The organism is Agrobacterium sp. NPDC089420 (assembly GCF_044900305.1).
Lineage (GTDB): Bacteria > Pseudomonadota > Alphaproteobacteria > Rhizobiales > Rhizobiaceae > Agrobacterium.
In genome coordinates this window covers 1-26253 of the sequence record NZ_JBJDMY010000003.1, presented here as the reverse complement: position 1 = coordinate 26253, position 26253 = coordinate 1, and the positions used below count along the sequence as shown (strand labels likewise).

Below are 26253 nucleotides of genomic sequence, written 5' to 3'. Positions count from 1 at the left end.
TTTCACACTTCACGGCTGTCCTGCCACCGCATCCAGGGCAGGATCAGGCGCGCCGTGCGGCAGACGAAGGGATGGAACGGAACGGATGGAACCGGAACGGGGCGCAGCGCCATTTCATCATCCGGCACGCCGCTGATAGCATCGGCCAGCACCGGGGCCATTGCGCAGGCAAGCGCCAGACCGCGGCCGTTGCAGCCTATCCACGTATAAAGCCCGTCCGCCCTGCGGTGCAGGCGTGGCAGACGATCCACCGTCATGGCGATGCGCCCGCCCCAGAACGTATCGAACGCACCGTGCGGCAGCGCCGGAAAGAGCGCGCGCAAACGCCGGTCGACCATGGCCGGAAGCCGCATGGATGCTGCCACCTGGATAGCCAGCGCACCACCCGAAACCAGCCGCCCTTCCCGATCCTTGCGGAAATAGCGCAAATCCATGCGCGTATCCGACGACGCCTCATCGCCAGGCAGAATATCCTGCGCCAGCGAACCGAGCGGTCTTGTGGCGCTCTGATAGGAGGTAACGGGGACAATGGAGCGCCGCAATTCTGGCCACAGATCGCCCGTATGGGCAGCCGTTGCCAGCGCCACTTTTGGAGAGCGGACAAGGCCGGAGGGCGTTACGACTTCCCATACATCCCCGGATCGATTGAGGGCAAGCGCCGGTGTTTTTTCATGAATCACCACCCCTTCACCTGCTGCGGCCCTGGCAAGGCCAACCGTGAAAGCATAAGGGTTGATATGACCACCGGTGCGGTGTTCCCAGCCACCGTGATAGGCATCGGCGCCAAGCCGGATCGCCATCTCTTGCACGCCGACTGCGACGGTGGGAGCGCCCACAGCCGCCCACTGCGCAGCGAGGGCGGCAACACGCTTCGCGCGACCGGGGCTGTGTGCCGGTTGCAGCCAGCCATTGCGACAGGCGTCGCAATCGATGCCGTAACGCTCGATCAGTTCGTAAAGGCGGTCTGCGGCACCGGCGACGAGGCGTATGAAACGCTCACCTCTCTCCCCCGGCCATACGCGCCTTATCGCATCCGGTCCATGCCGGGTGAGTGCCGAAATGACCTGGCCGTTGGCGCGGCCCGATGCGCCGTATCCGATCTTCGCCGCCTCAAGCAATACGACGCGCTGCCCGCGCCGGGCGAGTTCCAGCGCCGTCGTCAGGCCGGAAATGCCGCCGCCGATGACGACAATATCGGCGCTTGCACTTCCTTTCAGCGGTTCACTTTCAAATCGCTCGCGGGAAAGCTGCATCCACAGGGGGGACGGCGTGTCGACAGGCCAGGATGTCATGCGCGCACCAGTGATATTTCCGTTCCGCAGATTTCGCGCAAATCGATGTGCCGATTATCAGATGCAGCAATAACCAGCTCGTTTCGGCCTTTTACAAGCGCTGTTCCGGTTGGCGAGGCCGATGCAAAAGGCTGTAACATATCGGCGCCAGGCGTGGAAACGGACACGAGACGGCGCGCACCGTTTGCATGGCGCATCAGTTCGGGACGCCATAAAAGCTCCGGCGTATGATGCTGGCAAGCCAGGCACTGGAAGCCGGGAGTTGAGGCCGTATCGATACGGGCGACGGAAAAGCGCAACTCACCATCGTCCGTCTGGCGCGAGAAATGCCGCACCGGCTCAGGGGCGATGCCGGTTTTTTCTGCGATCTCGCGGGATGTGACTTCGACATCGGCCGTTCTGAGGGCGATACCACGTATTCCGGCGCCTTTTTCCAGCAAACCGCGCCATCCCGCATTGGCGGGCGTGACCTCGACCACACCGATGATTTCGATATATGCGCTTTCGAGCATGATGCAGCAATTGCCGGTTCCCATGCTGGCGCTGTGCCGGGAGAACGGCGTAACGGTGAAACCGGCTTCCCCGAAAGCTGTGCCCGCCTGTTGCGGATCGCTTACAAGAATAATGACGTGATCAAGAGGCAAAAAGGAAGTCATGCAGCCACCATCATTTTTTTAATGCCGTAAATGCGGTCCACGATTATCAGCGTCACCACGGCAAAGGCCAGTTGAAGGGCGCTGAGCGCGGCAATAGTCGGGTCGAACTGGTGTTCGAGATAGCTCAGCATAGCCACAGGCAGCGTATTTGTGCTGGCGCTGGCGAAGAAATAGCTGACCGGGAGATTATCGAACGAGGTCAGAAACGAGAACAGCGATCCCGCAACGATGCCCGGACGAATGAGCGGCAAGGTAACGTGCCAGAAGACCAGCAGCGGGTTTGCACCCAGAATGGCCGCAGCCTCCTCGTAACTGCGGGGCAGAGTGCTGTAAACGCCCGCCACCGTGCGCAGCACATAGGGCAGGCAAACAATGGTGTGGGTTATCAGCAGCGCGGTGAAAGATACACCAATCCCGAGCCTGCTCATGAAGAACAGCGATGCGAAACCGATCACGATCATCGGCATGGACAGGGGCGACAGAAGAAAAGTCATCAGCGCACTGGCCCATGCCGCTCGCGAGCGCGCCAGCCACAGGCAGGCAGGAACACCCAGCAGGCAGGACAATAATGTCGCCCCGACACCGACCTGCGCGCTGACGATCAGCGCATCCACGAACGGCTGCCAGGCGAAGATATTGGCGAACCATTTCAACGACCAGCCCGGTATGGGAAAAGCCACATAGCTGGCGGAGGTGAAGGATACGACCACCACGACGAAGATCGGCGCCAGCATGAAGATAAAGAATACCGCCACGAAAAGCGCGAGAGCGATGGCAGGCCAGTCTGTTCCTGAACGGGTCATTTCACGCTCCCCGCCGGCGCACGAGCCGCAGTTGCAGGAAAAGGCAAACCAGTGCTATCGCCAGCAGAATGGTGCTCATGGCACTGGCCATTCCGAAATCCCGAGTGGTGTTGAACTGCTGGTAGATCAGTAGCGGCAGGGTCTGCAGTCCGCCACCAAGCATGACAAGGGTAACGAAACTGCCATTGGCGATCATAAAAACGAGGATCGCCCCGGTGCCAATCCCGTCGAGCGACAGCGGCAACGTGACCTCGAAAAAGGTGCGCAAACGATTGGCGCCGAGAATTTTCGCCGACTCCTCCAACCTCATATCAATGCCTTGCAAGCCGGTGGCAATGGACAGAACCATGAATGGTACCAGTACATGCACCAGCGCCGCGATGGCAATTTCCGGCGAGTTCGTCAGCCGCAGCGGTGCCGAAAGAATGCCGAGCTGATCGACAAGCAGATTGTTCGCCAGGCCCCGGCGCGCAAACAGCACCTGCCAGCCGAAAGTGCGCATGATGATAGAGGTCAGCAGCGGCGCTATCAGCAAAAAGACGATAATACCCGACCAGCGCCCGGCCTTGCGCACCAGAAAATAGGCAACCGGATAGCCGATGATGACGCAAATGAGCGTGACGCCGCCCGACAGAAGCACTGTTTCGGCAATAACTTTCAGATAGAAAGCATCGCCCAGCAGCATCGTGTAGCGGGAGAGCGTGAAGCCGCCATCAGTATCGAGAACGCTGCGCATGCCGTTATCGACCAGCGGCAGAACGAAAAACGCCATAAGGAACAGCATGGCAGGCAACACCAGCAGCCAGCCGGGAAGACGGCGGGCGCGTGGCGCGGTCAGGATATGCGGTTGTTTGCTGTTCATACGGCGTTTTCCATCGGTACACGAGCACCCGCCTCATGCGGGGCGGGAGCTCTGATCTTACCGTCCGATCTCACGGTTCCAGCGATCCACCCAGGCGTTACGCACACCGGCAATCTGCTCGTAGGGCGGGAAGGCAGTGTTCTGCCAGGGCGTGATGCGTGGCTTCAGCTTTTCGCTGTAAACGACGTCGGTATTGGTTACGCCGTAATTCATGATGTCGGCGAACTGCGTCTGGTTTTTGGCGTCCAGCACCTCGTTGATGTAATCCCAGGCGAGCGGATTGGCGTTCTTCGGCTTCTGGACGGCAACACCGTTCAGCGATCCGCCCTCTGTCGGGTTGATGAAGTCGATCCAGGTCGCGCCGCTATCGAAGTGGTTCCAGGTGCGGCCATCGAAATAGATGCCGATATCGGCCTCACCCGAAGACAAATGATTGAAGAAATCGTTGGGACCGGGCCAGTAGACGAGATTGTCCTTCATCTTCTCGACCGCCTTGAAGAACGGATCAACATTATCCACGCCGCCGCCCAATGCGCGCGCCATGGCCCAGATCAGCATGATCGGCGTTACGGCATAGCTGATGGAGGGAATGGAGGCCACGAATTCGCCCACTGCGACGCGCTCGACGAATTCCGCAAAGGATTTCGGCGGGTTCTTCACCTTGTCCTTGTTGTAGGTGATGCCCGCGACGCCATAATCGAACAGCGTACCCTTGCCCTGAACGGAATCCGTCAGTTCCTGCGGAATCTTCGCAAGATTTGGCAAGTTTTCGACGGTGAAATCATCGACAAGACCGGCCTTGGCAGCCGTCAGTGCCAGATCGGGCGTCATGATGAGAACGTCGACCGGGGGCTTTGCGGGCGAAGCCTCCACCTGGGCCAGCCACTGCGGCGGGCCGCCGAGTGCCACATTGGCTTTCGCGCCGGTCTTCGCCTCGAACGGGGCGACGAAGGACTTGCGCACGGCCTCCTCCCACACACCGCCAAAAGCGGTGACGGTGATTTCTTTGGCGCCTTGCGCGCTGGCGAAGCGCGGCAGCCCGCCTGCGGCGAGGCCGAGGCCGAGCGCAGCACCTGTGCCGAGGAAATTACGTCTGTTCATATCTGTCATCGCGGTTCTCCATATCCGGAAACGTCATGCACTCTTTGAAACGGGACTGGCGGCAAGGCCCGAGACGGCATGTTCGAAAGCCGCCCTCGCCCGGCCAATTTCTGCGGCATCGGCCGCCACGCGCGGAAATCCTTCCGGCAGAGCGGGCAGGACCGCATCAAATATCTCCTTGCGGCGGCGCTGGCGCACAGTGCCCGGCAGGGCCAGCAGCGCCAGGTTCAGGCTGTCCATCAGCGCCGGTTCGAAAACTGCGTCCCAGCCGTTGCGTTCGGGGCCTCGTCCATCAGCGGGGCTTTTCGCAACCTCTCCGGCGCGGCGAGCCGATGTTGCGTCTGCGTCCAGTTCATTGTCGCGGATCACTACGCCATAGGCCGACGCCGCAGCACCTTCGGAAACAAGACCATTGCGTACATCGCGCAGAACGGCCTGCGGGTCGCGTTTCAGCGGGTCGCCCCGGCCACCGGCGCCGGGCGTGAGAAATGTGATCGTATCGCCCGCATTGACATTGAGAACGTCGATCTTGCCAGGGCGGCGCTCATCGGGCTTGCCCCGATTGACGATCAGTTCACCCGGCAGGCCAGGCCCGCCGCCATGCGCACCCCAGGGGCGGAACAACAGGCGTTCCATGCCACGCCCCAGAACATTGGTGTCATCGGTCAGAATACGGAATGTCAGCTCCATGCCGCACCCGCCGCGCCATTGTCCCGCACCGCCCGAATCCGGCCGCAGCGCATAGCGCAGGATCTCGACACCAAGCTCCGCCTCTACGGTTTCCACCGGATTGTTGGCAAGGTTGGAAATGCCGCTGTCGCGGCCGTCCACGCCGTCACGCCCGCTGCGCGCGCCGGTGCCGCCAATCATCGGCTCCACCACCTGCACGCGCCGCCCGCCCTTGCCATCCGGCTCGGCCACCACGACAGGTATCACGGTGCCGGAAGAGGCCGCAGGCATGATATCCGGCAGCGCCTGGCCGAATGCACCGTTCAGCACATCGTTGACACGAATTGCCGCCGCATGGCGAACGCCGGTCGCGGCCGGTTCCTGAGGGTTGACCAGCGTTCCTTCCGGCGCGGTAATCCGCACGGGGTCCAGCAGACCGGCATTGAGCGGCACAGACGGATCGAGCGTATTGACCAGCGCCAGAACCCGCAATGTCAGCCAGGCATGCGGCCTGCCGCGTGAGGGAATATTCATTGCGGTGGCGACCTGCGGATCGGTGCCGGTGAAATCGAGATGGACCTCTCCGTCAGCGAATGTCGCGGTCAGCGCGATGCGCACCGGCAGTTTGCCCGCCGCGTCGTCATCGAGATAATCGGAAAAGCTGTAGGAGCCGGATGGCACCTGGCGCAGCACCGCACGCGCCTTTTCCGCCGCCCATGCCAGCAGATCGCTGGCGGCGGCCGATACCGCTTCCGCACCGTGGCGCATCACGGTCTGCTCAAAGCGGCGGCGTCCTGCGGCAAGCGCCGCCATCATGGCGCGGATATCGCCCAGGTTGGCCTCTGGCGTGCGGCTGTTTGCTTCAAGAAAAAGCCGCACTTCGGGAGACATTTCTCCGCGTTTCATCAGTTTGACAGGCGGGATGCGCAGTCCCTCCTGAAAGATCTCCGTATTCACCGGCGATATGCTGGAAGGCACGCGCCCGCCGACATCCGAGCAATGCACGAAGCACCAGCCATAGGCGACGATGCGGCCTTCGTGAAAATACGGCTCGATCATGTGCAGATCCGGCAAATGCGTTGCCAGACCTTCGGAGCGATAGGGATCGTTGGTCAGGATGACATCGCCCGGTTCAAGCGGGCCGACAGCGGCAATCGTTGGGCCGCATTCCAGCCCCACGAAACCGGACACGCCGATAGAGCGCGGATAGGCGAAGAAACGCCCATCCGGCCCGGCCAGCGCACAGGCGAAATCGGCGGTTTCCTTGACATAGAGCGTACGGCCGGTGCGTTGCAGCGTCAGGCACATTTCCTCGCTGATCGCGGCGAGCTTGTTACCGAGAATAGCCAGCGTAACGGGATCTGTTTTCATCGGGCCAGCCTTTCGAGGTGCAGGTTTCCGGCATTGTCGCAGCGGGCAGTCCAGCCGGGCAGCAAGATTGTCGTGGTGTCGTCCTGTTCAACGATCGCCGGTCCCTCCATACGATCTCCCGCGCCGAAAGCGCTGCGATCATAAACATCGGCGGCAAGCCATGCGCCGCCACGGAATAGCGGACGTTTTCCCTTTGGCCGCGGCGTTCCTTCACCAACCGGGAAAGCCGGCGCGGCGATATCCGACGTCACCCCCACCACGGCGAGCCGCACGGTGCCAAGCTCCACCTCCGCGCCACTGTCGCGAAAACCGTAGATACGCTCATGCTCGATATGGAACGCTTCTGCGATGGAAACAGCGTCGGTTGCGACCCCGTCCAGCGATACGCGCAATTCATAGGCCTGGCCGGAATAACGCATATCGGCGGCGCGGCGGAAAAGGCGCTGGGTACTGTATTCGCCCTCGTTGTCGAGCCATGCGGCTCCCTCGGCCTCCAGCGTGCCGAACACACCTTCCAGTGCGGCAGCGCTTGTTTCATCGAGTGCACGGCGCAGGCTCCGCACGAAATCGCGACGCAAATCTGCTCCTGCCGCGCCGAGCGCGCAGAATGTGCCCGCTGCCTGCGGAATGATGACGTGGCCGATGCCGATCTCATCGGCCAGCAGGTTGGCATGGGTTGGTCCCGCACCGCCAAAGGGAACGAGAGCGAAATCGGCGGGGTCAAGACCGCGCGCCGCCAGCGTCTTGTAGAGTTCTGTCGCCATGCCTGCGGTGGTGACAGCCAGTGCGCCCTCGGCAGCGCTGGCGGCGGCATTCTCGCCCTCAAGGCCGATCAGTTTTGCCGTTGCGGCAAGAGCCGCCTGCGCGGCTGCACCGTCCAGATGCATGCGCCCGCCGAGAAAGCCTGCGGGATCGATATAACCGAGCGCCAGGTAGCAATCCGTCACAGTGGGTTCGGTGCCGCCACGACCATAGCAGACAGGCCCTGGCATTGCCCCGGCGCTACGCGGGCCAACTTTCAGAACGCCGTGGTCATCCACCTGAACGATGGAGCCGCCGCCTGCGCCGATGGCGGAAACATCGACAACAGGCAAAACCAGCGGCAGACCGCCGATATCGGTGCGTGTTGCCAGTTCCGCCGCACCCTGATGCGCCACGGCGATATCGGAGGATGTGCCGCCCATATCGAAGGTGATGATGGAGCGGACGCCGGCAGCCTCGACAAGCCGCGCTGCTGCCATGACACCGGAAGCGGGGCCGGAAAGTATCGTTTCCACCGGCCTTTCCTGTGCCGAACCGATGCTCAGCGAACCGCCATTGGAGGCCGTCACGAGGATTGGCGCGCTGACGCCGTCGCGCTCCAGCCCGGCTTTCAGCCCGGTGAAATAGTTCTGCATCAGCGGCTGGATATAGGCATTAAGGCAAGCAACGAGCGTGCGTTCATATTCGCGGATTTCCGGCCAGATGGCGGCAGCGGGCGTGACAGACAACCCGGCTGCTTCTGAAATACGGGCCGCTAGCGCTGTCTCGACTGCCGGGTTGGTATAGCCGTTAATCAACACAAGCGCTGCCGCATCGACATCCAGCGCCTTCAGTTGCCGGGCCACATCGGCTGTCGCAGCCTCATCAGGCGCTTGCGTCACCTCACCCTTTGCCGAAAGACGCGCGCCGATTTCAATGATCCTGTGGCGCGGCACCAGCGGCTCTTCCTTGCTGGCGTGGAAATCGAAAGAAGACGGCATGCGGCTGCGGGCGATTTCCAGAATATCACGATAGCCTTCGCTGACGATCAGCGCGATCCGCGCACCGCGCCGCTGAATGATGGCATTGAGACCAATCGTCGTGCCATGCATGAGCGTTTCGATGTCGCCAGCCGACAATCCGGCCTTGTCGAGCAGCGACTGCAACCCGACGATCAGCGCACGCGACGGCTCGTCAGGCGTCGACGGCTCCTTGTAATAGGTCAGATTCTTTCGTGCAGGATCGAACAGAACGAAATCCGTGAAGGTTCCGCCTACGTCTATGCCGATACGTGCGCCGTTCTTTTGCATTCTTCCGCTTTCAGTTCATTCCGGTTTCACGGTGACTGCATCCTGCGGATTCCAGCCAAGTGCGATTTGCTGACCAAGATGCCAGGCGAGTTCCCCGGGCGGGCCTTCCGGCTGGCGATAGACAAGGATCTGACGGCCAAGCGCGGGAATATCGACTTGGTACGCGGCGTAATTTCCGCGAAAAACCGCACCCGCCACACGCCCGGCAAGCCAGGCGGCATCAGTCTGGCGCGCCGGGAAAATCCGCTCCGGACGGACTGAAAGCACCACCGGCGATGATGGCGCCACAGTTGCTCCGAGCAGAAAACGCACCGGTCCTGAAGGGCCAGTCAGCACCAGCGAAGTGCCATCTTCCGAGCCGACCCCTTCGAAAATATTCGACGCGCCCAGAAATTCGGCCACGAACCGGCTTTGCGGCCGGTCGTAAATATCGCCGGGCGTGCCTTTCTGAAGGATGCGCCCCCGACTCATCACCGCCACCTCATCGGCCATGGACAGCGCCTCCTCCTGATCATGCGTAACCAGAAGCGTGGTGATGCCGAGGCGCTGCTGCATGGCGCGGATCTCGAATTGCATGCTCTCGCGCAATGACTTGTCGAGCGCACTCAAAGGCTCGTCCAGCAACAATACGCGGGGATTGGCGACCAGAGAGCGCGCCAGCGCCACACGCTGCTGCTGCCCTCCCGATAATTGCGACGGCCAGGTATCGCCACGGCCTGAAAGCTTAATGAGATCGAGCATCGCCGCGACCCTGCCATCTCTTTCCGCCCTGCCGATACCCTGCATACGCAGGCCGAAAGCGATATTTTCAGCCACGGTGCGGTGGGGAAACAGGCTGTAATTCTGGAATACCATGCCCAGCCGCCGCCGGTGGGGTGCAAGCGTGGTCACGTCCGTTTCGCCGGTATGAATGCTGCCGCTATCGGCCAGTTCGAAACCGGCCACCATGCGCAACGTTGTGGTCTTACCGCAACCGGAGGGGCCGAGCAGAGAAACGAGTTTGCCGGCCTCGATGGTGAGATCGAGATTATCTACGGCAAGCGTGGCGCCGTAACGCTTGCTGACACCCTTCAGCACAAGCGCGGCAGGCTGCTCACGCAGCGGCCCGCTCATGGGCGGAGCCTTCGTTCTATTTTGCCACCGATAACGGTTCTCATGCTGCTTCCGGTCATGTATGAGTGGATTGTAGCGCTACAATCACCGAGATGAATCGTACCGTCAAGAACTCCTTTTCTTTAATTTCGCGGATTGCGGGGATAAAAATCCTTGAAATTTATGCCGCGCCGGACAACGAAACAGACGCACATGACAAGGCCAGACGATAACAGACCGGTGGTAACGATGCAGTCCGTCGCGCGCGCGGCGGGCGTATCGCCAATGACCGTTTCGAACTCTTTCCGCTATCCCGCGAGAGTGCTCGAGGAAACGCGTCAGCGTGTTTTCAAGGTTGCGGCCGAACTGGGCTATGTACCCAATCATTCGGCGGGCAATCTTTCTTCCGGCCAGAGCCGCATCATCGGCGCGGTCATTCCCTCCATCAAGAACTCAAGTTTCTACAAATACGTGCGCGGCATACAGGAATATGCAGCAGCACAGGGCTATGAACTTGTGCTCAAGCTGGCGGAAAGCCGCGATGACGAGGCGGCCGCAATCCAGACATTCATTGGCCTGCGCGTTGCAGGCATTATCCTGGTCGGCAACGAGCACGCGGCCGGGATTATGGATTTCGTTCTCAAAAGCGCAACACCGGTAGTTGAGGCATGGGTCAGCAATGATGCCGTCGACATGGCGGTCGGCTATTCAACGACAGGCGCCATACAGGCCATGGCCTCGCTGCTTATCCGGCGCGGTTGCCGCCGCATAGGGTTCGTGGGTTACGAGGGTGCATCATCGCGCCGCTACACCGAACGCCTCCCGGCATTTCGCGAATGCCTGGAGACTGCAGGTCTGGACAGCCACCGGATATGTTTTGTCGATGAAGCGGATGGTTTCGGGGCCGGGCCGAAAGCGCTTGATGACCTGTGCCGGATCGACCCCGAAATCGATGGTGTGATTTGTCCCACGGACATCGTGGCGGCAGGCGTCCTGTTCGAATGCAGCCGCAGAGGCTGGAAAATACCTGAACGTCTGGCTGTGACGGGTTGGGGTGATTACGAAATAGCGTCCGAGATCACCCCGGGCCTGACAACTCTTCAGCCCAATGCCTACGAGATGGGCGCAAAAGGCGCGGAACTGATTATAAGCCGTGCCTCCGGTGGGGTCGTCCTGCCGCGAACCTGCGATATCGGGTTCGATGTCATCTCGCGCGAGAGTGCCTGATAACCGTTAATCTTTAATCTCGACGCTCTGCCCCTAGTCAACTGGTTTGCAATTTTTCGGGCTTTCATGAATTGGCGTTTCGGGGAGGATTCTAGAGGAAATACCGGAAAAGCCGCAGGACAAGACAGGCTTTCCTTTCATGCATAGCGGCTGCACAGGACACCCGGGACGCAAAAAGCAGCAAGGCGGACGATCTCGAAGCCCTCACTTCCGTCCAGAGAACCGCCGTTCCGACAATTCGAAAAATAAGCAATTGCCTTTTCTAAAAGCTTAAATTTCGGGCAATCGATCCCTCGTTTATATATTCCATAAAATTACTATATTATTAGGTTTCGGCCATCGGGGGATCAATCGGTGGGCGGTAAACCTGATCATTTCATCAGGAGCATTTTTAGATGTCATCTCAGGGATTTATCGGCGGCGTCGTCAGATCGACCATTGCCGCGGCGCTGCTGGCGTCCGCAACATTGTCCGGCACGGCCCATGCCGGCCCGACACTCGACAAGATCAATCAGCGCGGCACGATCAAGGTCGGCGTCGGCACGACGCCGGGCTTCTTCTCGCCGGACAGCAACGGTCGCTGGCAGGGCTTCTTCATCGATTACGGCCGTGCGCTCTCCATCGCCGTCTTCGGCAATCCGGACAAGGTCGAATTCACCAATTCCTCTCCCCAGCAGCGCCTGCCTGCGCTGCAGAGCGGTGAATTCGACATCCTGCTTTCCGGCGTCACGGTAACCGTCACCCGCGCCTTCAAGCTCGGTTTCCACTTTGGTCCGACAATTTTCTATGACGGTCAGGGCATTCTGGTCCGCAAGGATCTGGGCGTCACCAAGGCCGCCGATCTGGACGGCGCCACCATCGGCGCCCAGAGCGGTACCACCGGCGAACTCAACGTTGCCGACTTCTTCCGCAAGACCGGCAAGAAATTCACGCCGGTCACGATCGAAGATACCGGGCAGTTTATCGCGGCGCTGGAGTCGGGACGCGTCGACGCCATCACCCAGGATTCCTCCGATCTCGTCGGCAAGCGCACCCAGTTGAAGAAACCGGACGACTATATCGTCCTGCCCGAACGGCTGTCGAAGGAGCCACTGGCGCCGGCCATTGCCGGCGGTGACGACCGCTGGCTGGAAATCGTGAACTGGACCGTCAACGCCACCATCCAGGCGGAAGAATGGGGCATTACCTCCAAGAACGTCGATGAGTTTCTGAAGTCTCCCGACCCGGCAATCCAGCGTTTCCTCGGCGTCGATCCTTCGCTTGGCGAGGCCATCGGCCTTGATCCCAAATGGGCCTATAACATCATCAAGACGGTCGGCAACTATGGTGAAATCTTCGACCGGCATCTGAAGCCGCTCGGCTGGGATCGCGGTTACAATCGCCTCTGGACCGATGGCGGCCTGCTTTATTCCCCACCCTTCCGTTGAGACGGTCGAGTTTCACAGATGTCCTCAATCGTAACGCCGGGTCCTCGCAGGCCCGGCATCTATCGTCGGTTGCTCATGTGGTGGGGCCATCGCCCCATCGCTCAACTGGCGGTCATCGCCTCGTTTATCGCATTGCTCGTCTATCTCGGGATCAACGTCACGACGACGATGGCCCGTATCGGCGTCTCACCGGGCTTTGATTTTCTCTGGCGTTCGGCGAACTTCGAAATCGGCGAAAGTCCGATCACTTTCGCCGCCGGCGATCCATATCTTCGTGCCATGCTGGCGGGGCTGCTCAATACGCTGAAAGTGTCGCTGATCGGCTGCGTATTAGCGACTGTTGTCGGCGTGACCGTGGGTGTCGCGGGCCTGTCAGGAAACCTGCTTCTTGCCTCCCTAGTGCGCTGGTATGTGGAGTTGATCCGCAATACGCCGCTCCTGCTGCAACTCTTCTTCTGGGTTTCGCTCGCCAAGGCGTTTCCGGCGCCGCGCCAGGCGGGCGCTTTGCTCGGATCGGTCTATCTGACCAATCGCGGCGTTTATCTACCGGCCGTCTTTGCGGAAGGCCTCCCGGTCGCCGCACCGGTGCTTGTGATATTTATCATCCTTGCCCTTGGCCTTGCGCTCGTCTTGCTGTCCCATTTGAAGCGGCTGAACGGGCGAACCGTCACTATTGCCATCGTCGCCATTCTCGCAGCCGCGACCACCGCGTTCGCGGCATCAGGAGCGAAGCTCACGTTTGAAACGCCCGCATTAGCGGGCTTCAACCTCCGGGGCGGGTATAATCTGACACCGGAATTTGCCGCGCTTTTAACCGGTCTGATCGTAAAGTTCTCCGCCGCAATCGCGGAGATTGTCCGGGCTGGCATCCAGTCGGTCAATCGCGGCCAGTGGGAAGCCGCCCGCGCGCTCGGCCTGCACAATGGACAGATCATGCGGCTGATCGTGCTTCCGCAGGCGCTACGCGTCATCACCCCGCTCGCCACGTCGAGCTACCTCGATCTGACGAAGGATTCCAGTCTGGCGGTCGCCATCGGCTACCCGGATCTCGTCAGCATCGTCAACACAACCGCCAATACGACCGGTCAGTCGCTGGAGGCCCTCATGATCCTCATCGGCACCTACCTCGGCATCAATCTGGTCGTTTCCGCGCTCATGAACCAATACAACAAGAGGGTTGCGCTGAAGGGAACGGCACGATGACCAGACAGGCCGGAAACACCGCCGCCCATCGGCTTCATGGGCCTCTCGGCAAGCTGCGAAACGGGCTCTTCGGCACGCTTTCCAACAGCGCCATCACTCTTCTGACACTGGCAGGACTGACCTGGCTTCTGCCGCCCTTTTTCCGGTGGGCGCTGCTTGACGCCACGTGGAGCGGAACCTCCGCGGACTGTGCGGCGCGCGAGGGCGCCTGCTGGGCCTTCATTGCCGCCAAGCTGCGTTTCATCCTGTTCGCCTTCTACCCGCCGGACCTGCAATGGCGTCCGGCACTCGTCATTCTGATCCTCATGGCGTTGCTCGTCACCAGCGCTCTCCCGCGTTTCTGGCGCAGGGAACTGCTGCTCGTCTGGCCGGTTGCGGCTCTGGTTTGCTGGATGCTCTTGACCGGTGGTCCGGGCGGCTCTCCAGTTCCGTCCAACCAATGGGGCGGGCTGCCGGTGACGCTGTTTGTCTGGGCCATCTGCTTTGCGGCCGCGACGCCGATTGCGATCCTTCTGGCGCTCGCCCGTCGTTCGGGCCTTGGCGGGCTGCGTACCCTTTCGATCGTCTACATCGAGGTGATGCGCGGCACGCCCATGGTCGCGATCCTCTATGTCGCCATGCTGATCCTGCCCATGGCGCTGCCGGAAGCACAGTTCGACAAGATGATCCGGGCGATGATCATGATCACTCTTTTCTGGGCAGCCTATATAGCGGAAGTCGTGCGTGCCGGCCTGCAGGCGATACCATCCGGCCAGCAGGAAGCGGCCACTGCGCTGGGTATCGGTTACTGGCGGACAATGCATCTCGTCGTTCTGCCCCAGGCATTGCGGATCGTCATTCCCGGCATGGTCAACTTGGCAATCGGTTTCCTGCTGGCAACATCCCTGCTCGCGGTTATCGGCGTTTTTGACCTGCTGAACGCCGCCCGCGCAGCCGCAACAGATCCGGGCTGGCTCGGCTTTTACAACGAAGCCTATCTGCTTGTGGCCCTTATCTACTTCGCGATCTGCTTTGGCGCGTCCCGGTACAGCCTGTGGCTGGAGCGCCTGCTGCGAAACAGACCAACCCAAGGAGAATGACAATTCCCCAGCTGGGCATTTCTGAGATAATTATCTACGCACGCTCGCCATTATGGAGAAGTATAGATTTTTCTTCCGAACCGGCATCAAAATCAGTGGTTCCATTGCTCAATGTAGTATATATTTTTTGTAGAAAATAATCGTAAAAAGGAACTTCGGAAATGGCCTTTGCATCCGCTTCGCCTGCATCGACGTCAAGTCATGTCCGTCGCTCCAGACCCTGTTGTCGCCTCTCTCTGCCCCGAATGCGGGCGCCGTCGAAAGACGGTCCGTACCAAACACCCCCACAAAGTCCAGATTGGCGGAGAAGCGAAATGCAAAGACAAACGATCGAATATCAGGGACTGCCCGTCGGCATTGCTATCCCGAACAACGACAAGCTGCGATTCATCGCGGTCAAATTCCACGTCATCGATCTGGACAACCGGCAGTTTTCCAGCGTCGCGGAGCTGAAGTCGGCCATCCGGGCGCATCTGCACGGCGAACAGGTATTGGCCGCCTGAGTAATAAGAAACCACCCAAAAGCCGGAAACTGGACATGGTATTTCAAACCGCCCGCATCGAAAATACGGCTTTGCTGCCGACGCTCGACCTTTCGCGTTTTCATTCGCCGGAAGAGCGTAGTGAATTTGTCAGCGACCTGCGCAACGTGCTCCATGACCATGGTTTTTTCTATCTCACCGGCCACGGTGTCGATCCCCGGCTGATCGAAGATGTCCTGTCGACCTCGAAACGTTTTTTCGCTTTGCCGCTGGAGGAAAAGCTCAAGATCGAGATGGTGAAATCACCGCATTTCCGTGGCTATAACCGGGCCGGTCAGGAGCGGACGCGGGGCGAGCAGGACTGGCGTGAACAGCTCGACATCAATACCGAAGGCGAACCGGCAAAGATCGGTCCGGACTCGCCGCCATGGAAGCGGCTGTTTGGACCCAATCAATGGCCGGAGGCTTTGCCCGAACTCAAACCGTTGCTGCTGCGATATCAGGCGGAGGTGACGCGGATCGGCATCGATCTCCTCAAGGCGATTGCCGCCGCTCTCGGGCAGCCGGAAAACGTCTTTGCCGAGATTTATGAGCCACAACCGACGCAGCTTCTCAAAATCATCCGCTATCCCGGACGAGATATCGCCGAGACCGATCAGGGCGTCGGCGCCCACAAGGATGGTGGCTTTGTCACCGTGCTTCTCCAGGACACGACGCCAGGGCTGCGGGTGCGTACCGAAACAGGAGACTGGATCGACGCGCCGCCAGTGCCTGGAACCTTTATCATCAATACCGGTGAATTGCTGGAACTTGCCACCAACGGCTTCGTCCGCGCAGATGTGCATGACGTCGTGGCGCCGCCAGCGGGTGTGGAGCGCTTTTCCGTCGCCTTCTTCCTCGGCTCCCGCTATGACGCGACCATACCGGTCATCGACTTGCCGGACGAACTGAAGCGCTCCGAACGGGGCATCACCGTTGATCCCCTTAACCCGATCTTCCGGGAGGTTGGGCAGAACCACCTCAAGAGCCGCTTACGCTCGCATCCCGACGTCGCGCTCGCGCACCACGCCGATCTTCTGCCGCCGGAACACAAAACCGCTTAGTCCGGTTGATGTCGGAGACCACTTCGGCTCGCTTAATTCCCTGACGACAGGCCCGACGGGGCGCATTGATTTCGATGCCGCCTGTCGGGAGTAAGGTGGTCTTTCCTCTTACCCGTTACGATCAAACATCCTTCGTCGCGGCATCAACGGGCAATGCCTCAAGATGGCGAGGATGACGCGGATCGTCATGGGGCTTCAGGAAGAAGCGGCGGGCGACATCAAGATAGCCGTTATAGACCAGACCGCCATTGATCGTAACGAGAGCGGTTCGATGGCGACGGTAGAGAACCGGGATACTATACCAGGGGACGGCAGGCGATTTGTGATGCAACACATGCAGATTGTTATAGAGAAACAGCAGCCCGAACAGCGGGCTGTTCTCGACGATCGCGGTGCGCTCATCCTGATGGTCGGCATAACGGTGCTCCGCATAGGAGCGGAGCCTGCTCAGCGCCGCGCCCACATAAACAAAACCGAAGAGATAGAGCCAGAGCGGCATTCCGCAAATTCCTGCCACCCAGATCAGAACACCCGCAACGCCAATCGCATGCCGCGCCCAAAGTGCGGCGCGCGGCCTGTCGCCCTTGAGGACCAGAGAAGCCTCCTGCACCAGGAAACTGGCGATCATGACCAGCGGGCCGAGTGTCAGCCGTCCCAGCAAGGTGGTGTTCCAGAGCGCCAGATATCGGCCGACAAGTCCCATTTTCTCCCAGGCAGCCTGGGTAAAATAAGAGGATTCCGGATCTTCGATCGGATCGGTCAGGTGTTCGTCGCGGTGATGGGTGAGATGCCCTTCCCGATAGACCGCATAGGGCAACCAGAGGGATAAAGGCGGCCAGCCGATTGCATCGTTGATGGCGCGATAACGGGTGGGATGTCCGTGAATGACCTCGTGCTGAAGCGAACCATGCCAGGCGATCAGCCAACCGCCAAGCGCGATGACAGCGAGAACCGGCAAAGATTGCCAAAACCACGTCACCGTGAAGAAACCGCCATAAATGACAGCCGCCAGCAGCACCGTCTGCCATTCAATAGAAGCAATGGCGACAGAGGTGGATGGCGAGCGAAAGAGGTCGGGAGAAGGGAGACGGGACATGGAGTAGTTCCGGCTGGCGGTGGGTAACGGGTTTCGCATGTCACTATAAAGGCGGGCACCGGATGGCGCGCCGCACGGCTTTGCAGCACGGACCGGAAAAAGGGAAAAATGGTTTTGCAGCGGCACTCTACGGAAAATATTTATTCTATAAAATTTGTAGGTTATTAGCTTTAATCCCTCGGTCGAATTGCTGAGCGCCGCCCGCCGCGGGCAGGCGCTCCATACCGGAGGGACCTATCTTGACATTCAACACCACACGCCGGCAGGTGCTCGTCGGCGGCGCGTCCATTGCGGGTCTTGTCGCTCTTGGCGGCGCTCATCCCGTTTTCGCCAATGCGGACCGCTCCAGGATCGTCGTTCGCGTCGAGAAAGACCTTTCCAATCTCGATCCTGCCAATCGTTCAGGCCCGGTCGATCTCAATGTTATCTGGTCAGTGCAACAGGGCCTGATATCCTTCAAGCCAGGCTCGACGGACTGGGAGCTCGATGCCGCCGAGGAACTGGAACAGGTCAGCGATACCGAAATCCGTTTCAAACTTAGAAGCGGCCTTACCTTTACCGGCGGTTACGGTGAGCTGACCGCCGAAGATGTTAAATTCTCCTTCGAGCGCTTCCTCAAGCCGGACGCCGAAGGCAAGCCCGTCACCTATGCCAAGGACTGGTCGGCTCTTGACCGTGTCGAGGTTGTCAGCCCACTCGAAGGCCGCATCATCCTCAAACAGCCGGCACCGGCACTCTATACGATCGCGCTTGCTGACGGATCTGGCCGGATCATATCCAAAAAGGCTTTCGAAGCACTGGGCAAGGATATCGCCACGAAACTGATCGGCAGCGGTCCCTACATTCTCAAGGAATGGGTGCCGCGTGAACAATTCACGCTCGAAATCAACCCCGACTACAAGGGGCCGATCAAGCCGCATTTCCAGCAGATCGTCGGCAAACCGATCGGAGAACAGAAGACTTCGGAAATTGCCTTCCAGTCCGGCGAAATCGACTTCACCGCAATCGACCCCGAAAATGGAAAGGCCCTGGCCAAGCTACCGGATGCGAGCGTGACGGAAATCCCCGCTATCGACTATGTCTGGTTCGGGCCGAACATCGAAAAGGCGCCCTTCGATGACATTCGTGTCCGCCAGGCGATCCGTTATGCGGTAGACATCGACGCGATTCTGCAGGGCGCCTATTCCGGCATCTATCCGCGCGCCAATTCGCTGCTGGCGCCAAGCCTGCTCGGATATTGGAAAGACGCGCCGGTCTATGCCCGTGATCTGGAAAAGGCGCAGGCATTGCTCACCGAAGCCGGCCACGCAAACGGTTTCAAGACCAAGCTCACCATCGAAGCAACGGCACGGTATCAGGCCATTGCCCAGATCATTCAGGCCAACCTTGCTGAAGTCGGTATCGAGGTGGAGATCGAAGCGCTCGAATCCGCCGCCTACTGGGCACTCGGCAAAAACGACGCCAGCAAGGATCTCGAACTGTCGCTGATTAAATTCAACGGAAAGTTCGATCCCGGCTTCCAGACACAATGGTTCACCTCCGCGCAGGTCGGCCAGTGGAACTGGCAGCGCTGGAAGAACGCCGATTACGATGCGCTGCACGAAAAGGGCGGCGTCACAGTCGACCCCGCCGAGCGTGAAAAGATCTATATCGAAGCACAGAAACTGCTCGACGAATCCGCAGCCTTCATCTGGATCACGCACAATCTGAATGCCTTTGCCGCGCGCAAATGGCTGAAACCCGGTGTTCTGCCGAATGGCAACAACTGGCTCTATACGGCCTTTACGGAAGCGACGGCCTGATCCGGTGCACGCTGTTTCAATGACCGACAGGGATGCGCCGCGATGAGAAGCGCCTCCCTGCGCATTCACCTCGTCTTCAAGCTGGTGACGGCATTCCTCGCCGTTGCCGGCTCCGTTGTTTTGCTGATGACCATGACGCGGCTGATTCCCGGCGATCCCGCAACGGTGATCCTCGGTTCGCGCGCAACGCCTGAAGCGATATCGCTGCTCAATGCCCGCATCGGTCTCGACAAGCCGCTGATCGGGCAGGTGTTTGCCTTTTTCGGCCGACTTGCTTCCGGCGATCTCGGCGAAGACGTCTTCAACGGCCGCCCGGTTATCGCCCTCGTTGCAGCGGCCCTGCCCAATACGGCGGCACTGGCCGTTTCCGCCATGCTCTGCGCCATTGCGCTTGGCGTACCGCTTGCGCTCGTCTCTGCCCACTGGCCAGGCGGGCAGACGGATCGGCTTATCGCGTTCCTGAGTGTTGGCTTCATCTCGACCCCGAGCTTCGTCGTCTCGGTGTTTCTCCTGATGATGTTTTCGGTGAAGCTGCGGTGGTTTCCGGTGCTGGGTGCCGGCGAAAGCGGCGATATCGGCGACCAGCTTTGGCATCTCGCCCTGCCGACGGCGGCGCTCGCCGCCGGCTGGATCGGCTATGTCGCCCGTCTGCTGCGCGCCTCGCTGCTGGAAGTGCTCGGCGAAAACCAGATCCGCACCTTGCGGGCCTATGGTGTGAGCGAGATGAAAATCCTGGTGAAATACGCCTTGAAACCGGCGATGCTGCCGACCGTCGCGGTTCTTGGCATGGGCTTTGGCGAACTTCTGGGCGGCGCAGTCTTTGCAGAAGTGATTTTCAACCGCCCCGGTCTCGGCTCGTTGATCTATGACGCCATCCGCACGCGCAATTATCCGGTCGTACAGGGCGGTGTCTTCGTCATCGTGCTGCTCTACGTCCTGACCAATCTCATCGCGGACCTTTCCCAGAGCCTGCTCGATCCGCGCGAGCGCAGCCGGTTCGTGTCGGGAAAGCGGCAGCAGCAATGACGCTCCTTGTCGATCTTGCCCGCCGGCCCGGCGGCACATTCGCAATCCTCGCGGTCACGCTTCTCTGTCTGGCGGCAATCGCCGCACCGCTGATCGCCCCCTACGGTCCAAACGCGATAGCTCCCGCCAACCGCTTCATGGACCCGTCGCTGCAACATCTTCTGGGAACCGATCACCTCGGGCGCGACATATTGAGCCGGCTTATCTACGGCGCTCGGGTCGCACTCGGCATATCTCTTTCCGTCATTGCCATTTCGCTGACAACGGGCGTCGCCCTTGGCGTGGCAGCGGCCCTCTCGTCGCGTGTTGTCGACCTGTTTATCGTCGGCATCTTTGATATCGTGACGTCTTTCCCAAGCATCATCCTTGCTCTGGCGCTTGTCGCCGTCTTCGGCCCGGGCCTCGGCAACGTCGTCCTGCTTGTCAGCATCGTCTTCATCCCGCATTTCGGCCGGGTCGCCCGCGCCCAGACGATCGCAATCCGCAACAGCCCCTTCATCGAGGCCGAAAGGGTCCTCGGCGCCGAGACTTGGCGTGTGGTCCTGCATCACGTCACGCCCAATATCATTGGCCCTATTTTCGTGCTGGCATGCATGGATATTCCCGTCGTCATCACCATCGAGGCGGGATTGAGCTTTCTCGGCCTGGGCGTGCGTCCGCCGCTTGCCAGCTGGGGCAACCTGCTCAATGACGGTTACACCTATCTCGACCAGTCGGCGTGGCTTGCCACCTTTTCCGGCCTGGCACTGATCCTGGCCACACTTGGCTTTGCGCTCATGGGTGAAGCCCTGCGCGACACGCTCGACCCCAAGCTGAGGAGAAGCCTTTGACAGACGCCCTCCTGCTTATAGAAGACCTCAATGTATCCTACAGGGGCGCCGGACACAGCGCGCATATTATCGACGGTGTCGACATCACCATCGGCCGGGGCCAGTCCGTTGGCCTTGTCGGCGAAAGCGGCAGCGGCAAATCAACCGTCGCCTTCACCCTGCTCGGCCTGCTTGCCGGGAATGCGGAAATTTCAGCAAAGCGCGTGGCCTTTGACGGACGCGAGACAAATCTGGCGTCAGGGGAAACGGCAAGGTTTCGCGGCACCGACATAGCCATGGTGTTTCAGGACCCTATGACCGCGCTGAACCCGATGTTCACCATCGGCACGCAGCTCGTCGATATCCAGCGCCGACGCTTTCCAAAACAAAGCCGGCGGGCGCTGTGGGCGCGGGCGGAAGCGGTGCTCTCCGATGTGGGCTTGCAGGATGCCGCGCTACGCATGCACCGTTATCCGCACGAATTCTCCGGCGGCATGCGGCAGCGGGTCGTGATCGCCATGGCGCTTCTGGTCGAACCGAAGCTGCTGATTGCCGACGAGCCGACCACGGCACTTGACGCCACGGTCGAAGCGCAGGTCGTGGAGACGCTGCATCGGCTGCGGCAACGGACTGCCGCTTCCATGCTGGTCGTCAGCCACAGCATGGGGCTTATCGCCGAACTCTGCGACAGCGTCATCGTGATGTATGCCGGCACGGTGGTGGAAAACGGCCGGGTAACGGACGTGTTGCATCATCCACAACATCCTTACACCCGCGCCTTGCTCAACTGCGAGATAGACCCCTACGCCGCCTTCGACCGCCGGCAGGATCTTGCCACCATTCCCGGCACCGTTCCCGATCCCGCCCACCGGCCGCGGGGCTGCATCTTTGCGGAACGATGTCCCTCCCGCCACGACCGCTGCGCGGAAAAGCCGCCGCACCGGCAGGCAAAAAGCGGGCAGAGCTTCTTCTGCTGGCTGGAGGCGGCATGATGCGTACCCCCATCCTCTCGCTGGAAAATGCAGTCATCCGCTATGACCGGCTGACCGCCGTCGACGGCGTGTCGCTGGATCTGTTCCCCGGCGAAACCCTCGGCCTTGTCGGGGAAAGCGGATGCGGAAAATCCTCCCTCGCCCGGGCCATCGTCGGGCTGCAGCCGCTGGCCGCCGGTAGGCTCTCGGTGGAGGGAGAGCCGCTCGGCGATGCCACGGCGGCCCGTCGCAACGATTTGCAGCGCCGCATACAGCTGCTGTTCCAGGACCCCGCCGCTTCACTCTCTCCCCGCATGAAAGTGCGCGCGCTTTTGGCGGAACCGCTTAAAATCCGCAAGGTGCAGTCTGCCGAAAGCTGGGCGCGGATATCGGCCCTTGCGGCAAGCATCGGTCTCGGCGAGCAGCTTCTTTCACGCTATCCGCATCAGCTGAGCGGTGGGCAGGCGCGGCGCGTGGCGCTGGTGCGCGCGCTTGCGGCCGACCCCTCGATCATCGTTGCGGATGAACCGACGGCCGGCCTCGACATCTCCATTCAGGGCGAATTGCTCAATCTTCTGCGCACGCTTCGCGATCGCCTGAAGCTCAGCTATCTGCTCATCTCCCACAATCTCAATGTGGTCGGCCGCGTGACCGATCGCGTCGCCGTGATGTATCTTGGCCAGATCGTGGAGAGCGGGCCGACGGCCGACTTGTTTCGCAATCCCCGGCACCCCTATACGCAGGCGCTGCTTTCCGCCAATCTCACGCTCGATCCCCGCCGCCGGCGCGATCGCATCGTCCTTTCCGGGGAATTGCCAAGCCCGGGTAACCCGCCCTCCGGCTGCCGTTTTCACAAACGCTGTCCCTTGGCGCGTCCACGCTGTTCAACCGACGTTCCCCTGCTTCTTTCCGCCGGTTCACCGGGCCGCGACGTTGCCTGCCACTTTCCGCTTTCGGCGGAAGCAGAAACCCTGCCTCAGGCGATAACGGGGTAACCATGACGCGCGGCATCCCGATCAAGCTCGGCCAGCACTTCGTAATCGGCATCGCCAAGCAGGCTGATGCCGCGCAAGGAGAGCGTATCGCAGACATGGGCAAGCTCGGGGTCGGCAATGGTCTCGGCCAATGCCCGTCGCAGCATCACCAGTTCCCTTGCCGGTGTCGCGGCAGCCGTGATGAAGGGCAGGCCCGGCCCCTTGGCGGTTTCGGCAAGGATGCGCACGCCTGCGACCCGCTGCGGATCGAAGCGCAGGGTGTTGCCGAAGGTGACGCAGTCTATGGAGGCGATATCGGCCTCGCCTCGCGCAACCGCGTCGATACTTGCCAGATGACCACCGGTCTCCTGCACCGCAGAAAAGAACCGGCCGTCCACGGCATGTGGCGCCACGAAAGCGCGAAAGAGATTGTAGCCGGAATTGCTGCCGGGCTCATTGATGGCAGCCCGGGCGCCCCGCAACTCCGCGATCGACTGCGCCCGCGACGCTGCGTTGACGACGATGAAGCTGCATTTCAACGAACCATCGCAGCCCGGCAGATTATAGACGGGAGTGGCCACCAGCTGCACCTTGCCGCGCAGAAGCCGGACATAGGGATATCCGCAGGTCTGGCCGAACAGCAGATCCGGCCGAAGCCAGGCCTCGTCATAGCGGGTCTTCTCATCCAGCGCCTCCGGCGCGTCAACGCCACCAGCACGAAGACGTTTGCCCAGAGCCACCCAGAACAGCGCCGTCGCCTCCTTGACCGGCAAAGGGCTGGCATACATGGCAAGGCTGGCGACCGACATGGGGGAAGCTCCGGAAAAACAACTCAAAAACCTATGCAATACATAGATTTAAAGCGCAATGCGATTTCTTTGCCGAAAGGAAGCCTGCCATGAGCCTGCCCCTGCAAGACTCCCGCTCTTTGCCTCCAGCCACCGCCGGCATTACCTGCAACGTACTCGTCATCGGCGGAGGCCCCGCTGGCTGCTGGGCGGCATTGGAGGCGGCGGGCGCCGGAGCAAACGTTGTTCTGGTCGACAAGGGCTATTGCGGCAGCTCCGGCGCAACAGCCTCGGCCGGCACCCAGATATGGTATGTTCCACCAGAGGCCGAGGCGCTGGACGCAGCCATGGCAAGCCGTGAGGCCATGGGCGGTTATCTTTCCGAACGATCATGGATGGCGCCGGTCCTCGACAAGACTTTCGAAAACGTCAACCGGCTGGCGGACTGGGGTTACCCCTTCCCCCGGGACGAGAGCGGCGAACAACAGCGCATCTCCGTTCAGGGACCGGAATATATGCGGCTTTTGCGTCGCCGGGTGAAAAATGCCGGCGTCGCCATTCTCGATCATCATCCGGCGATCAGACTGCTGACAGAAGACGGGCGCGTCGTCGGCGCAACCGGCCTGCGGCGGCAACAGGGCGGCCAATGGCGCGTTGCGGCCGGAGCCGTGGTGCTGGCGACAGGCGGATGCGCCTTCATGAGCAAGGCGCTCGGTTGTGATGTTTTGACCGGGGATGGCTATTTGATGGGCGCCGAGGCCGGAGCGGAACTGTCGGGCATGGAATTCTCGTCAGCCTATGCGATCTCGCCGGCCTTCGCCTCGATCACCAAGACGGCGCTCTACCGTTTCGCGCAGTTCTATGACAGGGACCATAGCCTGATTGAAGGCGCAGGCTCCGCCCGCGGACGCTCGATCATCGCCCGCACCCTGCTGTCGCAACCCGTCTATGCCCGGCTCGATCTTGCCGGAAGCGACGAGGTGAAGGCGATCCTGCGGCGTGCCCAGCCGAATTTCTTCGTGCCATTCGATCGCCGTGGCATCGATCCCTTCACCGAATTCTTCGAAGTGAAGCTTCGGCTGGAAGGCACGGTGCGCGGCACCGGTGGGTTGCGGCTAACCGGGCTGGACTGCGCGACGACGGTTGCCGGCCTCTATGCCGCCGGCGACAACGCAACGCGCGAGCCGATCTGTGGCGGTTTTACCGGTGGCGGCAGCCATAATGCGGCCTGGGCAATGTCCACGGGCGCCTTTGCCGGCGCCGCGGCTGCAGCCTTTGCGCGCGAAAAGGCGGAACGGCCGCGAAACGATCCTCCGCAACCCGCATTGCAAACCACCGCAGCACGGAAGGAACCGGCCGACCCTGCAGCCATCGTCAGGGCGGTGCAGGACGAAGTGTTTCCCCTCGACATCAACTACTTTCGCACCCATTCCGGCCTTTCGGCGGCACTGGCGCGACTTGACGCTTTGTGGACAAGGAACGCCGCGGCAACGGCCGCCGATGAAAGCCAGATCCTGCCGTTGCGTCAGGCACAGGCGATGATCGCCACTGCCCGCTTCATGTATCGCGCCGCGCTCGCCCGCACCGAAACGCGTGGCATGCACCGGCGCGAGGATTTCCCCAACCAGGATCCCGCCCAGCATTTCAGACTCGTTCTGAGCGGTCTCGATGACGTCACCATCCGGCGCGAAGCCGTCATTACCGGTATTTACAAGGAGGCGGCAGAATAATGATCGAGGTTCTGGATCCCGACACCTGCACGGATTGCAATCTCTGCGTTCAGGTCTGCCCGACCAATGTCTTCGAGGCGATGCCGGAAGGCCCGCCGGTCATTCTGCGGCAGACCGCATGTCAGACCTGCTTCATGTGCGAGGCCTATTGCCCGGTGGATGCTCTCTACGTCGATCCGGATGCCGACGCCGTCCATGACCTCACCCTCGACAGCGTCAGGCAGAGCGGCCTCTTCGGCAGCTACAGAAAAGCCATCGGCTGGCACAAGCAAACGCGCCACCGCCGCCACATCGACGACCACTTTCGCCTTCCGCAATAAGCCTGGCCCAACCCTGTCACATTAAGCCGGTTGGGATATGTCATCCGCTGTCAGGGAGTCCAGGCGGTTCGCGACCCGATGAGGTCGCCCGGCAGCTTCGCCCGAATGTTTCGGTAGCCATCAAGAGCGAACCGGACCCGCGATAGCGCACCGGGTATGAACCGAAGATTGCCTCGCCTAGCTGCGCTCGACGATGTGATGGCTTAGTCGGTATGCTCGACAAAATGGCAATCCCGCAGATTGAATTGATGTCGGTGGCATGTGGTGAGATCGGGGGCATGCGGGCGGCCGTCATTTTGAACGAGCCATCTTGGCTTTA

23 protein-coding genes are annotated in these 26253 nt (G+C 60.8%); 13 read left to right on the top strand and 10 right to left on the bottom strand.

Annotated features, from left to right (window positions below; all coding sequences use genetic code 11):
• Positions 1–2: 2 nt before the first annotated feature.
• Genes ACI2KA_RS04980 through ACI2KA_RS04945 form a run of 8 tightly spaced genes read right to left on the bottom strand, consistent with a single transcriptional unit; the run spans position 3 to position 9918 of the window.
• Positions 3–1292: an NAD(P)/FAD-dependent oxidoreductase gene (locus ACI2KA_RS04980; RefSeq protein ID WP_404499779.1), complete on the bottom strand. Its 1290-nt coding sequence runs from the start codon at positions 1290–1292 to the stop codon at positions 3–5.
• Complete coding sequence (locus tag ACI2KA_RS04975; RefSeq protein WP_404499777.1) at positions 1289–1948, bottom strand: VOC family protein; 660 nt, start codon at positions 1946–1948, stop codon at positions 1289–1291. The genes ACI2KA_RS04980 and ACI2KA_RS04975 overlap by 4 nt, the downstream gene beginning before the upstream one ends.
• Positions 1945–2751 carry an ABC transporter permease gene (locus ACI2KA_RS04970; protein ID WP_404499775.1) on the bottom strand — a complete coding sequence of 269 codons (807 nt, stop codon included), beginning with the start codon at positions 2749–2751 and terminating at the stop codon, positions 1945–1947. The genes ACI2KA_RS04975 and ACI2KA_RS04970 overlap by 4 nt, the downstream gene beginning before the upstream one ends.
• A gap of 1 nt (position 2752) precedes the next feature.
• Positions 2753–3613, bottom strand: coding sequence for an ABC transporter permease (locus ACI2KA_RS04965; RefSeq protein WP_404499773.1), 861 nt, complete (start codon positions 3611–3613; stop codon positions 2753–2755).
• 57 nt (positions 3614–3670) lie between these two features.
• On the bottom strand, positions 3671–4723 hold the full coding sequence (locus ACI2KA_RS04960) for an extracellular solute-binding protein (protein WP_404499771.1): 1053 nt from the start codon (positions 4721–4723) through the stop codon (positions 3671–3673).
• Positions 4724–4747: 24 nt separating this feature from the next.
• Complete coding sequence (locus ACI2KA_RS04955; RefSeq protein ID WP_404499769.1) at positions 4748–6754, bottom strand: hydantoinase B/oxoprolinase family protein; 2007 nt, start codon at positions 6752–6754, stop codon at positions 4748–4750.
• Positions 6751–8805, bottom strand: a complete 2055-nt coding sequence (locus tag ACI2KA_RS04950) for a hydantoinase/oxoprolinase family protein (RefSeq protein ID WP_404499767.1) — start codon at positions 8803–8805, stop codon at positions 6751–6753. The genes ACI2KA_RS04955 and ACI2KA_RS04950 overlap by 4 nt, the downstream gene beginning before the upstream one ends.
• Positions 8806–8820: 15 nt before the next feature.
• Complete coding sequence (locus ACI2KA_RS04945; RefSeq protein ID WP_404499765.1) at positions 8821–9918, bottom strand: ABC transporter ATP-binding protein; 1098 nt, start codon at positions 9916–9918, stop codon at positions 8821–8823.
• 228 nt (positions 9919–10146) lie between these two features.
• On the opposite strand from ACI2KA_RS04945, the gene ACI2KA_RS04940 reads away from it, so the two are divergent.
• From ACI2KA_RS04940 to ACI2KA_RS04915, 6 genes are all read left to right on the top strand, one after another.
• Entirely contained in the window at positions 10147–11124 is a 978-nt protein-coding gene (locus ACI2KA_RS04940; RefSeq protein ID WP_304984203.1) for a LacI family DNA-binding transcriptional regulator, read from the top strand.
• Between the two features lie 395 nt (positions 11125–11519).
• Positions 11520–12551 (top strand): amino acid ABC transporter substrate-binding protein, encoded by a 1032-nt coding sequence (locus tag ACI2KA_RS04935; protein ID WP_404499763.1) that lies wholly within the window; start codon positions 11520–11522, stop codon positions 12549–12551.
• Positions 12552–12569: 18 nt separating this feature from the next.
• Positions 12570–13754 (top strand): amino acid ABC transporter permease, encoded by a 1185-nt coding sequence (locus ACI2KA_RS04930; protein WP_404499761.1) that lies wholly within the window; start codon positions 12570–12572, stop codon positions 13752–13754.
• Positions 13751–14833, top strand: a complete 1083-nt coding sequence (locus ACI2KA_RS04925; protein ID WP_404499759.1) for an amino acid ABC transporter permease — start codon at positions 13751–13753, stop codon at positions 14831–14833. Before ACI2KA_RS04930 ends, ACI2KA_RS04925 begins: the two co-directional genes overlap by 4 nt.
• A 314-nt stretch (positions 14834–15147) precedes the next feature.
• Complete coding sequence (locus ACI2KA_RS04920) at positions 15148–15336, top strand: hypothetical protein (RefSeq protein WP_107327886.1); 189 nt, start codon at positions 15148–15150, stop codon at positions 15334–15336.
• A 35-nt stretch (positions 15337–15371) separates the two neighbouring features.
• Positions 15372–16418 (top strand): isopenicillin N synthase family dioxygenase, encoded by a 1047-nt coding sequence (locus ACI2KA_RS04915; RefSeq protein ID WP_404499757.1) that lies wholly within the window; start codon positions 15372–15374, stop codon positions 16416–16418.
• A 121-nt stretch (positions 16419–16539) separates the two neighbouring features.
• On the opposite strand, the gene ACI2KA_RS04910 is transcribed toward ACI2KA_RS04915, so the two are convergent.
• Positions 16540–17514: a fatty acid desaturase gene (locus ACI2KA_RS04910; RefSeq protein ID WP_404499756.1), complete on the bottom strand. Its 975-nt coding sequence runs from the start codon at positions 17512–17514 to the stop codon at positions 16540–16542.
• Positions 17515–17753: 239 nt separating this feature from the next.
• Here ACI2KA_RS04910 and ACI2KA_RS04905 point away from each other — a divergent pair, with 239 nt between their 5' ends.
• From ACI2KA_RS04905 to ACI2KA_RS04885, 5 genes are read left to right on the top strand one after another with little or no spacing between them, the layout of a single operon-like run.
• Complete coding sequence (locus ACI2KA_RS04905; protein ID WP_404499754.1) at positions 17754–19316, top strand: ABC transporter substrate-binding protein; 1563 nt, start codon at positions 17754–17756, stop codon at positions 19314–19316.
• 42 nt (positions 19317–19358) lie between these two features.
• A complete protein-coding gene (locus ACI2KA_RS04900; RefSeq protein WP_404499752.1) occupies positions 19359–20342 on the top strand; it encodes an ABC transporter permease in 984 nt (327 codons plus the stop codon).
• Positions 20339–21172, top strand: coding sequence for an ABC transporter permease (locus tag ACI2KA_RS04895; protein WP_404499750.1), 834 nt, complete (start codon positions 20339–20341; stop codon positions 21170–21172). The genes ACI2KA_RS04900 and ACI2KA_RS04895 overlap by 4 nt, the downstream gene beginning before the upstream one ends.
• The gene (locus ACI2KA_RS04890) at positions 21169–22143 is read left to right on the top strand and encodes an ABC transporter ATP-binding protein (RefSeq protein ID WP_404499748.1); all 975 of its coding nucleotides are present in this window, start codon (positions 21169–21171) and stop codon (positions 22141–22143) included. The genes ACI2KA_RS04895 and ACI2KA_RS04890 overlap by 4 nt, the downstream gene beginning before the upstream one ends.
• Positions 22140–23117, top strand: coding sequence for an oligopeptide/dipeptide ABC transporter ATP-binding protein (locus ACI2KA_RS04885; protein WP_404499746.1), 978 nt, complete (start codon positions 22140–22142; stop codon positions 23115–23117). The genes ACI2KA_RS04890 and ACI2KA_RS04885 overlap by 4 nt, the downstream gene beginning before the upstream one ends.
• Here ACI2KA_RS04885 and ACI2KA_RS04880 read toward each other — a convergent pair.
• Entirely contained in the window at positions 23099–23905 is an 807-nt protein-coding gene (locus tag ACI2KA_RS04880; RefSeq protein WP_404499744.1) for a phosphate/phosphite/phosphonate ABC transporter substrate-binding protein, read from the bottom strand. The genes ACI2KA_RS04885 and ACI2KA_RS04880 overlap by 19 nt on opposite strands.
• 89 nt (positions 23906–23994) lie before the next feature.
• On the opposite strand from ACI2KA_RS04880, the gene ACI2KA_RS04875 reads away from it, so the two are divergent.
• Both ACI2KA_RS04875 and ACI2KA_RS04870 read left to right on the top strand, forming a co-directional pair.
• Positions 23995–25614 (top strand): FAD-dependent oxidoreductase, encoded by a 1620-nt coding sequence (locus ACI2KA_RS04875; RefSeq protein WP_404499742.1) that lies wholly within the window; start codon positions 23995–23997, stop codon positions 25612–25614.
• Positions 25614–25934, top strand: a complete 321-nt coding sequence (locus ACI2KA_RS04870) for a 4Fe-4S dicluster domain-containing protein (protein WP_404499740.1) — start codon at positions 25614–25616, stop codon at positions 25932–25934. The genes ACI2KA_RS04875 and ACI2KA_RS04870 overlap by 1 nt, the downstream gene beginning before the upstream one ends.
• Positions 25935–26253: the final 319 nt, after the last annotated feature.

What these genes read in the sequence shown, in the direction of transcription:
- ACI2KA_RS04980 (WP_404499779.1), bottom strand. Translation starts at nt 1,292, where the DNA reads ATGACATCCTGGCCTGTCGACACGCCGTCCCCCCTGTGGATGCAGCTT.
- ACI2KA_RS04975 (WP_404499777.1), bottom strand. Translation starts at nt 1,948, where the DNA reads ATGACTTCCTTTTTGCCTCTTGATCACGTCATTATTCTTGTAAGCGAT.
- ACI2KA_RS04970 (WP_404499775.1), bottom strand. Translation starts at nt 2,751, where the DNA reads ATGACCCGTTCAGGAACAGACTGGCCTGCCATCGCTCTCGCGCTTTTC.
- ACI2KA_RS04965 (WP_404499773.1), bottom strand. Translation starts at nt 3,613, where the DNA reads ATGAACAGCAAACAACCGCATATCCTGACCGCGCCACGCGCCCGCCGT.
- ACI2KA_RS04960 (WP_404499771.1), bottom strand. Translation starts at nt 4,723, where the DNA reads ATGACAGATATGAACAGACGTAATTTCCTCGGCACAGGTGCTGCGCTC.
- ACI2KA_RS04955 (WP_404499769.1), bottom strand. Translation starts at nt 6,754, where the DNA reads ATGAAAACAGATCCCGTTACGCTGGCTATTCTCGGTAACAAGCTCGCC.
- ACI2KA_RS04950 (WP_404499767.1), bottom strand. Translation starts at nt 8,805, where the DNA reads ATGCAAAAGAACGGCGCACGTATCGGCATAGACGTAGGCGGAACCTTC.
- ACI2KA_RS04945 (WP_404499765.1), bottom strand. Translation starts at nt 9,918, where the DNA reads ATGAGCGGGCCGCTGCGTGAGCAGCCTGCCGCGCTTGTGCTGAAGGGT.
- ACI2KA_RS04940 (WP_304984203.1), top strand. Translation starts at nt 10,147, where the DNA reads ATGCAGTCCGTCGCGCGCGCGGCGGGCGTATCGCCAATGACCGTTTCG.
- ACI2KA_RS04935 (WP_404499763.1), top strand. Translation starts at nt 11,520, where the DNA reads ATGTCATCTCAGGGATTTATCGGCGGCGTCGTCAGATCGACCATTGCC.
- ACI2KA_RS04930 (WP_404499761.1), top strand. Translation starts at nt 12,570, where the DNA reads ATGTCCTCAATCGTAACGCCGGGTCCTCGCAGGCCCGGCATCTATCGT.
- ACI2KA_RS04925 (WP_404499759.1), top strand. Translation starts at nt 13,751, where the DNA reads ATGACCAGACAGGCCGGAAACACCGCCGCCCATCGGCTTCATGGGCCT.
- ACI2KA_RS04920 (WP_107327886.1), top strand. Translation starts at nt 15,148, where the DNA reads ATGCAAAGACAAACGATCGAATATCAGGGACTGCCCGTCGGCATTGCT.
- ACI2KA_RS04915 (WP_404499757.1), top strand. Translation starts at nt 15,372, where the DNA reads ATGGTATTTCAAACCGCCCGCATCGAAAATACGGCTTTGCTGCCGACG.
- ACI2KA_RS04910 (WP_404499756.1), bottom strand. Translation starts at nt 17,514, where the DNA reads ATGTCCCGTCTCCCTTCTCCCGACCTCTTTCGCTCGCCATCCACCTCT.
- ACI2KA_RS04900 (WP_404499752.1), top strand. Translation starts at nt 19,359, where the DNA reads ATGAGAAGCGCCTCCCTGCGCATTCACCTCGTCTTCAAGCTGGTGACG.
- ACI2KA_RS04895 (WP_404499750.1), top strand. Translation starts at nt 20,339, where the DNA reads ATGACGCTCCTTGTCGATCTTGCCCGCCGGCCCGGCGGCACATTCGCA.
- ACI2KA_RS04885 (WP_404499746.1), top strand. Translation starts at nt 22,140, where the DNA reads ATGATGCGTACCCCCATCCTCTCGCTGGAAAATGCAGTCATCCGCTAT.
- ACI2KA_RS04880 (WP_404499744.1), bottom strand. Translation starts at nt 23,905, where the DNA reads ATGTCGGTCGCCAGCCTTGCCATGTATGCCAGCCCTTTGCCGGTCAAG.
- ACI2KA_RS04875 (WP_404499742.1), top strand. Translation starts at nt 23,995, where the DNA reads ATGAGCCTGCCCCTGCAAGACTCCCGCTCTTTGCCTCCAGCCACCGCC.
- ACI2KA_RS04870 (WP_404499740.1), top strand. Translation starts at nt 25,614, where the DNA reads ATGATCGAGGTTCTGGATCCCGACACCTGCACGGATTGCAATCTCTGC.